The 13,584-nt window shown below is 47.5% G+C and carries 12 protein-coding genes; 1 reads left to right on the top strand and 11 read right to left on the bottom strand.

Translation table 11 applies throughout. The annotated features are described in order from the left end of the window. Positions 1–73: 73 nt before the first annotated feature. A complete protein-coding gene (gene ftsY / locus AXG56_RS04255) occupies positions 74–1,330 on the bottom strand; it encodes a signal recognition particle-docking protein FtsY (RefSeq protein WP_008637861.1) in 1,257 nt (418 codons plus the stop codon). Positions 1,331–1,343: 13 nt separating this feature from the next. Next, a complete protein-coding gene (gene smc, locus AXG56_RS04250) occupies positions 1,344–4,904 on the bottom strand; it encodes a chromosome segregation protein SMC (RefSeq protein ID WP_062513376.1) in 3,561 nt (1,186 codons plus the stop codon). 176 nt (positions 4,905–5,080) lie between these two features. On the opposite strand from smc, the gene AXG56_RS04245 reads away from it, so the two are divergent. After that, positions 5,081–5,302 (top strand): DUF1128 domain-containing protein, encoded by a 222-nt coding sequence (locus AXG56_RS04245; RefSeq protein ID WP_008637180.1) that lies wholly within the window; start codon positions 5,081–5,083, stop codon positions 5,300–5,302. Between the two features lie 73 nt (positions 5,303–5,375). Here AXG56_RS04245 and rnc read toward each other — a convergent pair whose 3' ends face one another. The 9 genes from rnc to sdaAB form a co-directional block, all read right to left on the bottom strand. Further along, complete coding sequence (rnc, locus tag AXG56_RS04240) at positions 5,376–6,068, bottom strand: ribonuclease III (protein WP_008637182.1); 693 nt, start codon at positions 6,066–6,068, stop codon at positions 5,376–5,378. Positions 6,069–6,143: 75 nt separating this feature from the next. Beyond that, positions 6,144–6,377 (bottom strand): acyl carrier protein, encoded by a 234-nt coding sequence (gene acpP, locus AXG56_RS04235; RefSeq protein ID WP_008637184.1) that lies wholly within the window; start codon positions 6,375–6,377, stop codon positions 6,144–6,146. A gap of 85 nt (positions 6,378–6,462) precedes the next feature. Continuing rightward, positions 6,463–7,203 (bottom strand): 3-oxoacyl-[acyl-carrier-protein] reductase, encoded by a 741-nt coding sequence (fabG, locus tag AXG56_RS04230; protein ID WP_026577480.1) that lies wholly within the window; start codon positions 7,201–7,203, stop codon positions 6,463–6,465. Next, positions 7,203–8,147, bottom strand: a complete 945-nt coding sequence (gene fabD / locus AXG56_RS04225) for an ACP S-malonyltransferase (RefSeq protein WP_062513374.1) — start codon at positions 8,145–8,147, stop codon at positions 7,203–7,205. Before fabD ends, fabG begins: the two co-directional genes overlap by 1 nt. Beyond that, the gene (gene plsX, locus AXG56_RS04220; protein WP_008637191.1) at positions 8,144–9,148 is read right to left on the bottom strand and encodes a phosphate acyltransferase PlsX; all 1,005 of its coding nucleotides are present in this window, start codon (positions 9,146–9,148) and stop codon (positions 8,144–8,146) included. Before plsX ends, fabD begins: the two co-directional genes overlap by 4 nt. Before the next feature lie 15 nt (positions 9,149–9,163). Beyond that, positions 9,164–9,724: a transcription factor FapR gene (gene fapR / locus AXG56_RS04215; protein ID WP_008637193.1), complete on the bottom strand. Its 561-nt coding sequence runs from the start codon at positions 9,722–9,724 to the stop codon at positions 9,164–9,166. 185 nt (positions 9,725–9,909) lie between these two features. Further along, positions 9,910–11,955 carry an ATP-dependent DNA helicase RecG gene (gene recG, locus AXG56_RS04210; RefSeq protein WP_026577482.1) on the bottom strand — a complete coding sequence of 682 codons (2,046 nt, stop codon included), beginning with the start codon at positions 11,953–11,955 and terminating at the stop codon, positions 9,910–9,912. Next, positions 11,952–12,836, bottom strand: a complete 885-nt coding sequence (gene sdaAA / locus AXG56_RS04205; RefSeq protein ID WP_008637195.1) for an L-serine ammonia-lyase, iron-sulfur-dependent, subunit alpha — start codon at positions 12,834–12,836, stop codon at positions 11,952–11,954. Before sdaAA ends, recG begins: the two co-directional genes overlap by 4 nt. A 22-nt stretch (positions 12,837–12,858) precedes the next feature. Continuing rightward, positions 12,859–13,521 carry an L-serine ammonia-lyase, iron-sulfur-dependent subunit beta gene (gene sdaAB, locus AXG56_RS04200; RefSeq protein WP_026577483.1) on the bottom strand — a complete coding sequence of 221 codons (663 nt, stop codon included), beginning with the start codon at positions 13,519–13,521 and terminating at the stop codon, positions 12,859–12,861. Positions 13,522–13,584: the final 63 nt, after the last annotated feature.

Here is a 13,584-nt window from a genome sequence, read left to right as displayed (position 1 = left end):
TGGAAGCACTCCTTGTTAAGTGAAATACCTTTACACATAAATATTAACGGAGCCTGTCCCCAGATGTCAAGGCTTAAGACGTTTTTTCTTCGTCCTCTTCATACTCATCGATCATGTCAGCAAACAAACCGTAGACGAATGCATGGGCGTCGAAGTTCTCAAGGTCGGTCACTTTCTCACCGAGGCCGACCAGTTTAACCGGAATGTCCAGCTCCTTACGGATGGCAAGGACAATTCCACCTTTAGCCGTCCCGTCAAGCTTGGAAAGCACGATACCGGAAACATCGGTCGCTTCTGCGAATGTCTTCGCCTGACTCATTGCATTCTGACCCGTTGTTGCATCAAGGACGAGCAGTACTTCATGAGGAGCCCCCGGAGCTTCTCTTTCGATGACGCGCTTCACTTTGGAAAGCTCATTCATCAAATTGACTTTGTTCTGCAGTCGGCCGGCCGTATCACAGATGAGCACATCGGCATTTCTTGATTTGGCTGACTGGATCCCGTCAAAGATGACGGCTGCGGGATCGCTTCCTTCGCTGTGCTTCGTCACGTTCACACCGACACGCTTACCCCACTCCTCCAACTGCTCAATCGCACCGGCACGGAATGTATCTCCTGCTGCAAGCGTTACGTTCTTCCCTTCTGACTTCAGGCGGTGTGCAAGTTTGCCGATTGTCGTCGTCTTTCCGACGCCGTTTACACCTACGAAGAGATAAATGGTCAAACCATCAGGGTTTTCTTTCAGGCCTTCCACTTCACCTGCATCATCATCTCCGTAATAGATTTCCACCAGTTTCTCGGAAATGACCTCCTTCACCTGCTGTGGATCTTTAATGTTCTTTCTTTTTACTTCCATTTCAAGCTCTTCAATCATTTCCATGACGGTTGTCACACCGACGTCTGCGGAAATGAGTACTTCTTCCAGCTCTTCGAAGAAATCTTCATCCACCGTGCGGTACCTGGCGACGAGGTCGTTTATTTTACTGGAAAAGGAGTTCCTTGTCTTTTGAAGGCCTCGTTTGAACTTCGAGGCGATGGTGTCTTTCTCTTCCTCCACGTCTGTTTCCGTTTCCGACTGGATTTCTTCTTCATCGGCTTCCTCAACTTCTTCCTGTTCTGTAGAAGAAGGATACTGCTCAGGTGATGCTTGACCGGCGGTTTCTTCAGACGTGTCCTTTTCCGGGGCAGGTACCTCTTCCGACTTGACTTCGGTCTCTCCATCAAGGGATTCCTGCTCTGTTTCTTCCTCTTGCTCTAAAGGGAGTTGTTCCTTTTTCTCTGTTTCTTCATTCTTCACAAACTTCTCTTTCAACTTTTTGAAAAAACTCATCGACTCATCCTTCCTACGCTTCCAATAATTCCGGTGCTTCTTCCAACCTGACAGAGACGAGTTTGGATACTCCCGACTCCTGCATCGTCACACCATAGAGTACATCTGATTCTTCCATCGTCCCTTTCCTGTGAGTAATGACGATGAACTGGGTTTTCGCACTAAACTCCTTCAGGAACTTTGCAAACCGGTCGACATTTGCCTCATCAAGAGCCGCTTCCACCTCGTCCAGGACACAGAACGGGACAGGTCTGACACGCAGGATGGAGAACAACAGCGCGATAGCAGTCAGCGCCCGTTCCCCTCCCGACAGAAGACTCATATTCTGCAGTTTCTTACCTGGTGGCTGGGCGACGATATCGACACCTGTTTCAAGCATATTATCAGGATCGGTAAGTTTAAGGTCGGCTTTTCCGCCTCCGAAGAGACTGCGGAACACTTCTCCGAATTCGTTACGGATCTTCGTAAACGTGTCTTCAAATTTCCGCTTCATCTCTCCGTCCATTTCTTCTATAACCGTATGAAGCGTCTGTTTCGCTTCCAACAGGTCGTCCTGTTGGGTCTTTAAGAACTCATATCGTTCAAGGATACGGTCATACTCATCAATAGCACCGATGTTTACAGTTCCCAATTCTTCAATGGCGCGCTTGATCAGTTTCACTTTCGTCTCTGCTGCAGCCATATCCTCTACAGGGGCATACTCCCGTTTCGCCTTCTCAAAGGTCATGACATATTCTTCCTGCAAGTAGGAAAGCATGTTCTCGAGCTCTACATCCTGGCGGTTAGCTTTGACTTCTTTCTGCTGAATGTCCTGGATAAAGTTCTGGTGGTTCCGTTTTAATTCCTTCAACAACTGCTCCGCCCTCTGAATGGAGACGCCGTATTCATTCCGTTCTTTCCGGCGTTCCTGGATCAGGACAGAAGTCGTTTCCTTCCTCTGCTTCGTCTCCTCAATCAGTTCGAGCAGTTCTTCTTCCGTTTGGTTGGACTCTGCAACTTCCATCAACTGTTGATAAGAGGAACGGTTTCCACGGAGCTCTTGTTCAATGAGTGCTTTCTCCTCCAAGTAACGGCCGGTTTTCTCCTGCTGATTGGAATAGGCTGATTCCTGTTCGGCAAGCTTGATCTCAAGCTCCTGTTTTCGGTTGGTCAGCTTTGCTTCGTCCAACTTCTGGCGTTCTTTCGTGTCCGTCAGTTCATCGATTTTCTTCTGAATCAGTGTAAGTTCTTCCGCTAACGATGCAAGGACTTTCTCCAGGTTATTTAATTGATCATGGGCATCTTCCCTGTCCTGATCATACTGGGCCTGATCCTGATCGAAAAGCTGCAGTTGGTCATTCAGATGGTTCCATTTAAGTTCCAGCTCTCTCAAAGTCGATGCCTTCTCATATTCTTCCCTCTTCCATTCGGAGAGTTCCTGATTATGTCCGGCTGCTTCCTTCTCTTGAAGGGTGAGCTGCTCTTTCAGCTGCATAACCTTCCGCTCCATGTCTTTCGCCTTCTGGTCATACTCACCGATCTTGGCTGTGAGATCCTGCAGTTCTTTCTCCCTTGTAAACAGGGACTGGTTGGACTGTTTCTTTGCACCACCGGACATCGAACCGCCCGGATTCACAACATCCCCGTCTACTGTCACTATTCGGTATTTCCGGTTCAAATAGTTTGCAAGCTGGTTGGCACTCTTCAAATCCTCCGCAATCACGATATGACCGAGCAGGTGCTGAATCGCTTTTCCATAAGGTTCCTCATACTTTACTAACTCTCCCGCAATACCCACAAACCCGGGCTGACCGCCAAGCTTTTCTTCGCCATAGACAGAGCGTGCCTGAATGGCATCCAAAGGGAGGAACGTCGCCCTCCCTTTGTTGTTGCTCTTCAGCCAGTGAATCGCCTGTCTCCCTGTCCGCTCATCCTTGACCACGATGTGCTGCGCCTGAGCTCCGAGAGCCGTTTCAACAGCCGTTATTAAATCAGAGGGGATGTCAATGAGTTCAAGAACCGCTCCTTCCACACCAGGGAGCTGCCCTTTCTGACGAGCCTTCAGCACTTCCCTGACGCCTTGGAAATAACCGGTGAAGTCTTCTTTCATATCCTCAAGCATCTCTTTCTTGGAACGCATCTTCTCCAGATATTGATAGCCTTTATACAATTTCTCCTGCGACTCTTGGTAAGCCGTTCTGCTCTGCTCCACCTGAGCCGTTAATGATTGAATCGTGGATTCCAGCTTTTGCCTCTCACTCTTAACTTCTTCTTGTTCAGAAGTGGTCAACCGAAGCTGTTCTTCCAGTTTGGCTCGTTCATCCCTTAAATCTTTAAACTTATCGTTCTGCAATCCTTTTTTGGAATGAATCTGATTTAACTGTTTCTCCAAAAGCTGCTTCTCGTTCCGTTTGGCCGCTTGTTTATTCAACAGTTCAATGTACTCACTCTTCAAATCTTCGATCTGTTCTTCGATCCGGTTGACATCTTTATTCAGGGCCTGGTTCGTTTGGTTGAGTTCCCGCCTCGTTTCCTTACGGATCTGTTTGGTTTCCTCAAGGCGCTTCGTCTCTTCTTCCGCGGTCACCTTCAACCTCTCCAGTTTTTCAGAAAGGTCTTCGTATGCTTCTTCAAGCTTTGATTTATTCTCTTCGAAATGTTTATGGCGTTCCTTCATAAGTTGTTTCTTACCTTCAAAATTTTCAAGGTCTTTCGTGAGAACCAGCAATGTTTCCTGAAGATCTTCAATCGACTCATCCAACGCCTGCATGTCCGACCGCTGCTTCAAGACTGTTTGTTCTTTGTTATCAATCTTTAATTGTAAGGAAGCCTCTTCCGCTTTGATTTTCTCGAGGTCTTTCAAAAGTGCCTGCCATTCTCCGTGCAGCTTCTCAATTTGTGTGATGAGAAGGGAGATTTCTATATGTTTCAATTCATCTTTCTTCTCCAAGTAATCTTTAGCAATAGCCGCCTGTTCCTTCAAAGGCTCCAGCTGACCATCAATTTCATAAAGAATATCCTCGACACGGTTCAAGTTCTCTTGTGTCTCGGATAGTTTATATTCCGCTTTTTTCTTGCGCTGTTTGTATTTAAGCACACCGGCTGCTTCTTCAAAAATCGATCTGCGTTCTTCTGCCTTCGAACTTAATATCTCTTCCACTTTCCCTTGACTGATGATAGAGAAAGCTTCCCGTCCAAGGCCGGAATCCATAAATAGATCGACAATATCCTTTAAACGGCATGTTTGGTTATTAATATAAAACTCGCTTTCACCAGAACGATACACTCGTCTTGTGACACTGACTTCCTGATAGTCAAGAGGAAGTGCCTGATCGGTGTTATCTAATGTTAAAGTTACTTCCGCCATATTTAATGGCGCTCTTGTCTCACTGCCTGCAAAGATGATATCTTCCATCTTCGCACCGCGCAGGGAACGAGCGGACTGCTCACCAAGCACCCAGCGTATAGCATCGGTTATATTACTCTTTCCGCTGCCGTTAGGACCGACGACGGAAGTCACACCTGTTACAAAGTCGACGGTTACCCGTTCGGCAAATGATTTAAATCCAATAGTATCCAATTGTTTGAGGAACATACTCATCCTCCTGTATTTTCACAAATCTATCTGTCACTCAACTTGTATATTTTATCATATTCGCACACCCTACGGTAGGAAGGTTCCGCCTCTTTATCCGATGAGGGTTTAAAAAACGATGAAACTGATTTATTATATGTACTAGTACTATTAAGCGCACTGGAGGAGGAAACACCTTGAGTTTACAAGAAGCCAGCCAAGAGAATCTGGCCGTGATCATCCATGACATGGCAGATAAACTGCAAGTCGTCAACCGTTCCCTTATGGATCCGGAAGACTACGATTTGAATAATTATGAAGAAATCAAATCCCTTCATGACATTATTGAGATGAAAGGCAGTTTAAGCGTCTCCGAGATACAAGCCTTCGTTACGGAACTCGGACAATACCGCAAGTAACAGGGCCGTATCCAATTAGAGCTAAAAAAAGACCGCGCCAGGCATGAAATGAGTTGCCGTGGACGGTCTTTTTTTATGAAATCGCTCCGTGATTCTCCAGCGCCTGCTGGGCAGCTTTCTGTTCTGCTTCTTTTTTCGTCCGTCCGACTCCGATTCCACCGATATCATCCTGGATACGGACGTGAGCAATAAATTCGCGGCTGTGGGCAGGTCCTCTTTCTTCGACGATTTCGTATTCAATTTTACTATTCTTATCTCGTTGTATGAATTCCTGCAGCTGACTTTTAAAATCCATCGCATGAGAAAAAGCACCTTTTTTCACTTTCGGATAAACGTAAGTTTGAAGGAACTGTATGACCTTGTCATAGCCTTGATCCAAATAGAGGGCTCCGATGAACGCTTCAAACACGTCAGCCAAAAGTGCAGGCCTGTTGCGTCCACCCGTCATTTCCTCTCCTTTACCGAGAAGAATAAGCTCCTGGAAATTCAACTCATTGGCAAACTCTACCAAAGAGACTTCACAAACGATGGAAGCCCTGAATTTCGTCAGCTCCCCCTCTGCCATATCAGGAAATTCCCGATACAGGTATTGGGATACTCCCAGTTCCAAGACCGCGTCACCTAGAAATTCGAGACGCTCGTTGTCTTCGCGGTCGGTTTTCCGATGCTCATTCACATAAGATGAATGCGTGAAAGCTTGTTCCAGTAACGAAATATCACGGAACTTTATGTTAATTTTGTTCTGGAAACTCGAAAAATCATCCATAAATCACCTTGTCCTTTACTGAGAATTTCTGAAATACAGGAAAGGCTGCCCGTATAAAACGGACAGCGATTCTCCTTACGACTGGCTGCTTATGTAATTCACAGCGTCGCCTACTGTATTGATTTTTTCAGCTTCTTCATCAGAAATTTCCAAATCAAACTCGTCCTCAAGCTCCATTACTAGCTCAACTACGTCAAGAGAGTCTGCTTCTAGATCTTCTTTGAAGGAAGCTTCCATAACCACTTTGGACTCATCAACGTCGAGACGATCGACGATGATCTGTTTTACGCGATCAAATGTATCTGCCATTGGAACCTCACCTCCCTTCAGTAATTATAGTAAGGTGCCGGAAAAAGCGCAAGGACTTATCCAATAACCTTTTCCGCCACGTTTGTTACATCACCATTCCGCCGTCAATGTGAAGCGTCTGGCCTGTCATATAATCTGCGTCCTCAGAGGCAAGAAAACGCACGACACGCGCGACATCTTTCGCTTCACCCAGACGGGATAAAGGAATCAGATTAAGCATCTGCTCCCGCTGTTCATCTGTCAAAGCATCGGTCATATCCGTAGCAATATACCCCGGCGCTACCGCGTTGACATGAATGTTCCGCGCGGCAAGCTCCTTAGCATTCGACTTCGTCATTCCTATGACACCGGCTTTTGCAGCTACGTAGTTCGCCTGGCCGGGGTTTCCGGAGACGCCGACGATGGACGCGACATTGATGATACGGCCATACTTCTGCTTCATCATCTGACGCGTCACACCTTTCGTACAAAGGAAAACACCTTTTAAATTGGTGTCGATGACGGCATCGAATTCTTCTTCCTTCATCCGCATCAGAAGGTTATCCTTCGTGATGCCAGCGTTGTTAATAAGAATATCCAGACTGCCGAACTCATCCACAACAGTCTTCACCATTCGTTTCACATCATCTGCATCAGACACGTTCGCCTGAATTTTAATAGCTGTTCCGCCGTTTTCACGGATTTCCTGAACGACTGCCTCGGCTTTGTCTTCACTTCCGGCGAAGTTAACTGCCACTTTTGCTCCTTTTGCTGCAAGCTCAAGGGCAATCGCTTTTCCTATTCCTCTGGAAGCTCCCGTAACAAGAGCCGATCGATCTTGTAAAATCATGAAGACTCCTCCTTATTCCATTCCAAGAATGCGTGCATAGTATCAGGGTCCTGGATACTAAACGTTTTCATCCTGCGCTTCACTTTGCGAACAAGGCCGCTCAGCACCTTCCCATGACCTACTTCGACGATGGCATCGACATCCTCTTCGACGAACGCGTCTAAAATTTCATGGAAACGGACCGGTGAATACAATTGCTCAACAAGCAAGTTCCTGATCGTTCCAGCGTCTGTTACAGGCGCTGCCGTCACATTTGCATAGACCGGAATCTGCGCATCTTTCACTTCTATACGATTCAAATACTCTGCAAATTCATCACTGGCCGGTTTCATCAATCTGGAATGGAAAGGTCCGCTTACGTTCAATGGAAGGACACGCTTCGCTCCGGCATCGGAGAGTTTTTCAGAAGCTTTGTCCACGCCCTCTTTCGTACCAGAAATAACGATTTGTCCAGGACAGTTAATGTTGGCTAAATCTACCGTGAGGTCACCGTCGAAGCCTTCCAGCGTCTTTTCGATATCAGAACGCTCAAGACCCAGCACGGCTGCCATCGTCCCTTTACCCGTCGGGAAAGCCTCTTCCATCAATTTTCCACGCACGTGAACAAGCTTCACTGCATCAATTGGATCCAGCGCACCAGCACTGACAAGCGCACTGTACTCACCAAGGCTGTGACCAGCCGTCATCGCCGGTTTTATTCCTTCTTCTTCCAAGACCATCTGGATGGCTACACTATTAAGAAGAAGAGCCGGCTGGGCATTCTCCGTTTTCGTCAAGGTTTCTGCAGGACCTTCGAACATGAGGGTCGAGAGTGAATAACCGAGCGCTTCATCCGCACGGTCGAATAATTCCTTTACAGAAGGGTAAGCCTCATACATCGCTTTCCCCATGCCTACCTCTTGAGAGCCTTGTCCTGGGAATACTGCTGCTATACGTTTCATGATTCATCCTCCTCTGAATCCATTTGTTTGAGCGTTTCCGCAATAGTTTCTGTCACATTTAACTCCACCATCTGACAAGCTTGACGAATGGCGTTGAAAACGGCTCTTTCGTTAGACGAGCCGTGGGCTTTAATAACAGGTGCTGCTAAACCGAACAACCCTGCTCCTCCATACTCCGAGTAATCAAGCTGTGTCTTCAATCCTTTCAGATCGTTTTTAGCAAGACCAGCAGCAATCTTCGTCTTAAAGTTACTCATGAATGTTTGTTTAATCATAGAGAACATCGACATAGCCGTACCTTCAATTGTTTTTAATGCGACGTTACCTGTGAAACCGTCAGTCACTACGACGTCCGCTGCACCATTCAGCAAATCACGTGCTTCCACATTTCCGACAAAATGAATCGGAGCATTCTTCATCAGTTGGAACGCCTTCTTCGTCAAATCGCTGCCTTTTCCTTCTTCTGTACCTACATTCAGCAGTCCGACACGGGGACGTTCCAAACCGCGGACTTGTTCTGCATAAATGGAGCCAATGACGGCATATTGCAGTAAATGCGCCGGTTTCGCATCAACGTTCGCACCGACATCAAGCATTAAGAATCCTTTTCCGTCTATGGTAGGAAGTGTCGGGCTTAACGCCGGACGATCCACACCTTTCATTCTGCCGACAATGAATAGTCCCGCACTCATCAGGGCACCCGTATTTCCGGCGGAAATGCAGGCATCAGCCCTTCCTTCCTTGACTTCATTCGCCATGAGAACCATGGATGCATTCTTCTTCTTTCGAACAGCTCTTACAGGTTCATCCTCCGCCGTAATCATTTCTGTCGTATGTATTACCGTTACGTTTTCCTGCCCCTTCAAGTAAGGGGAGATCAGCGATTCATCTCCGACCAGCGTGATGTGCAGTCCATCAATGGCATCAGCTGCCTGGACGGCTCCTTTCACGACAGCTTCCGGAGCATGGTCGCCTCCCATCGCATCTATGACGAGTTTCATCTCTTCCATCTCCTTCTATTGTTTAGAACGGTACATTTCAAATGTACCCGCAAACACTTCTTCCTGACCGACGTAGCTGTGGACTTTGACAATCGTTCTGCCCTTCTCCCCTTCTCCTTGGACAGTCGCTTTGGCAACGACGCGCTCCCCGAGTTTGACGGGACGGGAGAAGTGTATAGTGGACCGGGCAGTCAAAGCAAGTTCATCGTCGATCAAGGCTACAGCAAGTGAATTCGCCTGGGCGAACAGGTGGTGCCCCCTCGCAATGTGATTACGCGAGAATACGTGGTCGGGACGAATATCCAAAATGGAAATAGCCCTGTCGTCCAATTCAAGATCTACAACCTCACCAATGACTTCTTCGATAGGCAGAGCTTTCACCGTACCGTTCCATTCCTGATTCGCAACAGATTTAATTCTTTCACGAAGCTCCGGAATCCCCATTTCCATCCGGTCGAGACGAATGGTTTGTATACTGACACCAAAGGTTTTTGCAAGCTCTTCATCCGTAATAAAAGGCACACGGTCAATTTGATTTTTCAATTCTTCCTGACGAATCTTCTTAGGTTTTCTCATATTGATTCCACCGTTCATCTAGCATAAACGCTCGACTTTATGACTAGGTACTAATAGTAATATATAATACCATGTCCGATTACGCAAGGAGGGGGTTATTTTTCTGAAAATTCCATCCGGTTCTCTTTCATAAATAAAAGGTTCCGGCTTGTCTGCCGGAACCCTGAAGGAAGAAAGCATACCTCTCAGTCCAATACATTCCCAAGAATACTCTTATCCTCATACAGCAATTCCTTCAAAGAGTGGTAGCGCGGATCTCGCTCCAATGAATCAGAAAGGACGAGATCAGCCGCATCCTTTCGCGCCGTTTCCAACGCTCTGTAATCATGAACCATATCTCCGACTCTGAATTCCGGAAGGCCGCTTTGTTTCCTGCCGAAGAAATCTCCTGGCCCCCTGAGCTTCAAATCCTGCTCGGAAAGTTCAAAGCCGTCATTCGTTTCGGTCATGATCCGCATCCTCTCTTTGCCCACATCGCCCTTAGGGTCTGCAAGCAGAATACAGTAACTTTGATCAGAGCCCCTGCCGACACGGCCTCTAAGCTGATGGAGCTGAGAAAGTCCGAAGCGCTCGGCATCGTAGATGACCATCATGGTCGCATTCGGAACATTCACCCCTACTTCCACCACCGTCGTAGATACAAGAATACTCAGCTCATTAGCTGCAAACCGTTCCATGACGGCTTCTTTCTCTTCATTATGTAAGCGTCCATGCATGAGGCCGACGGAAACATCCGGTTCAAACACAGCACTTAATTGATGATAGAGATCAACAGCATTCTGTATATCCAGTTTATCCGACTCTTCAATCAACGGGCTGATGACATAAGCTTGATGTCCCTGGTCAATTTCTTTTTTAATAAAGCTTAAAACGCGGTTGGTCATCTCACCTTTTACCCAATAAGTCTCTACCGGCTTCCTCCCTGCAGGCATTTCATCAATGACGCTGACGTCCATATCCCCGAAAGCCGTTATGGCCAGCGTCCGGGGGATCGGTGTCGCCGTCATGAACAGTACGTCCGGATGTAAACCTTTATCCCGAAGGGCTCTCCGCTGTTTGACACCGAAACGATGCTGTTCGTCAACAATAACGAATCCCAGGTCGGAAAACACGACCTCGTCCTGAATCAACGCATGAGTACCGATCAGGATATCTACTTCTTTCCGCTCAACAGCCTCCAATATTTCCTGTCGCTTTTTCCCCTTTATGGAACCTGTAAGCAGAGCGACATTGGCACGTCCACTAAACATTTCTTTAAGCGATTGGTAATGCTGCTCAGCAAGAATTTCTGTAGGAACCATGAGCGCTCCTTGAAAACCGGCGGTGATGGATGCATAAAGACCGATGGCAGCTACGGCGGTTTTACCTGAACCAACATCCCCTTGCAGCAGGCGGTTCATTCGATGCGGATGCTTCATATCGTGGAGAATTTCCGCAAGCGCCTTTTTCTGAGCCGAGGTCAGTTCGAATGGCAGGGCCTGTACGAACTCCGTCAAGCGTCCGTTGTCATACCGCTGGACAAGCCCTTCACTCGCCTCCCGGTGATACTTACGGAGAAGCTGCATTTTGAGCTGAAAGATAAGAAACTCCTCATAGATGAACCGGCGCTTCGCATGCTTAAGCAATACCCTGCTGTCGGGATAATGCATTTGTCTTAAAGCCTGTACGCGGTCCGGAAGCTTATATCCCAATGTCAACTCTTCAGGGAGAATCTCAGGAACGTCTTGCCCATACGCATCAAGAGCTGTACGGATCACTTTCCTGAGTGTCGTTAAGCTGACTCCTTCTTTCAGCGTATAAACCGGCTGGATCGGTTCCTGTTCTTTCGACTCGCCTTTTTTGAACTGGCTGACTGTAATCTGCAGCCGCTGCTGGTCCCATTTCCCCGTCACCGTAACGGTATCTCCCGGGTTCAGCTGTTTCTTGGCAAAAGCGCGATTGAACATTACAGCCTTCACAGCGAACTGTTCCACCTGCAACGTGAACGTCAACCGCGACTTTTTCCTACCAAAAAAACTGAGGACAGGATCGGAGACGACCTGTCCCTCAATTGTCGCCTTCTCATTGTTTTCTAATTCTGTCAGGGGTTTAATTTCATAAGAATCATAACGGTGCGGAAAATAAAACAATAAATCCTCGACCGTAAACAAACCCAATTCATTCAAATTCGTTGCCAGTTTCGGTCCTACACCTTTCACTTCACTGATAGACTGTTGCAGCAATGGTTTCACTCTTTCTTCAACGAGATTCCGTACACTTTCGCTTCAAGCTCTCTTCCTGTTGGAGTGGCGGCGAGCCCCCCCTGGGCTGTTTCACGGAAATCTGACGGCATGCGCTGTCCCACCTTATACATGGCATCGATAACCTCATCACATGGAATACGGCTCGTCACACCTGCGAGCGCCATATCTGCAGCTACGACTGCGTTCGATGCCCCCATGGCGTTCCTTTTCACACACGGAACTTCCACCAATCCAGCTACAGGGTCGCAAATTAGACCTAGCATATTCTTAAGTGTTATCGCCATCGCTTCCGCTGATTGGGAAGGAGTGCCTCCTGCCATTTCTACAATGGCCGCAGCTGCCATACCGGCAGCAGAACCTACTTCCGCCTGACAGCCGCCTGCCGCACCGGAAATAGAAGCATTATTGGCTACAACGAATCCGAAAGCGCCGGACGTAAACAAGTACCGTACCATCTGTTCCCGCGTCGGTTTCAATTGATTTTTCACAGCAAACAATGTACCCGGGACACACCCGGCACTTCCAGCTGTCGGCGTCGCACAAATCGTCCCCATTGCCGCATTGACTTCGTTAGTGGCAACTGCTTTACTTACGGCGTCCATCATCAGATTACCGGATAAAGGAGTATGATTCTTCATATAATTTTGGATGAGTACGGCGTCACCTCCGGTCAGGCCGCTGTGGGATTTTACCCCTTTCAGTCCATCCTCAACTGCTTTCTCCATTACAGACAGGTTCCTTTCCATCTGCTCGATCACTTCTTCTCTCGTCAGCTGCTTCACGTCCATTTCCTGACGGATCATCACTTCCGAGATCTGTATGTTTTGACTCTCTGCCATTTCAACAAGCTCTGCTACGTTGCGAAACATGGGATCGCCCCTTTCTTTGTTGTCAGTCTGATATTTTGGCTACTTGTGTAATATGATCAGCACGCTCCAACTCGTTCAAAACGGAGTCGTCGATATTCTGATCCACTTCGATCACCATAAGCGCCTGTTCTCCCTGCGCTTTCCTCGATACTTCCATTCTACCGATATTGATTTCATTCCTGGCAAGGACCGCCGTCGCAGAGGCAATTGCTCCGTAACGATCATTATGAATCAATAAAATGGCAGGGTGGCTTCCCGACAAACGCAGTTCAAAGCCGTTCAGCTCCGTAATCTCCGCCTTACCGCCTCCGATGGATATGCCGACAAGCTCAAGTTCTCCATCCTCATCACCTATTTTGACGCGGGCGGTGTTCGGGTGATCCGTATGGGAATCCTCCTCATAAAAACGGATTTTCATTCCGTTCTTCCTTGCTGTTACCAAAGATTCCCGGATCCGCTGATCGTCGGTATCATAATCGAGCAGCCCTCCGATAATCGCGACATCTGTACCGTGCCCTTTATAAGTTTTTGCAAATGATCCATACAGATGGATATGCGCATATTTGGGCTCTCTGCCGAATAAATGACGTGCGGCTCTGCCTATCCTGGCCGCACCTGCTGTATGTGAACTGGACGGACCGATCATGACAGGTCCGATGATATCGAAAACAGAACGATATTTCATTTGTTTCACCTTCCCCTTGTTTCTGTCTCTATTGCACGAAAGAAAACGCTTACTAACATCGAA

This window comes from Halobacillus sp. KGW1 (assembly GCF_001592845.1).
In the GTDB taxonomy this organism is placed as follows: Bacteria; Bacillota; Bacilli; order Bacillales; family Halobacillaceae; genus Halobacillus.
The sequence above is the reverse complement of the archived record's forward strand: the minus strand, read 5'-3'. Positions and strand labels throughout refer to the sequence as shown.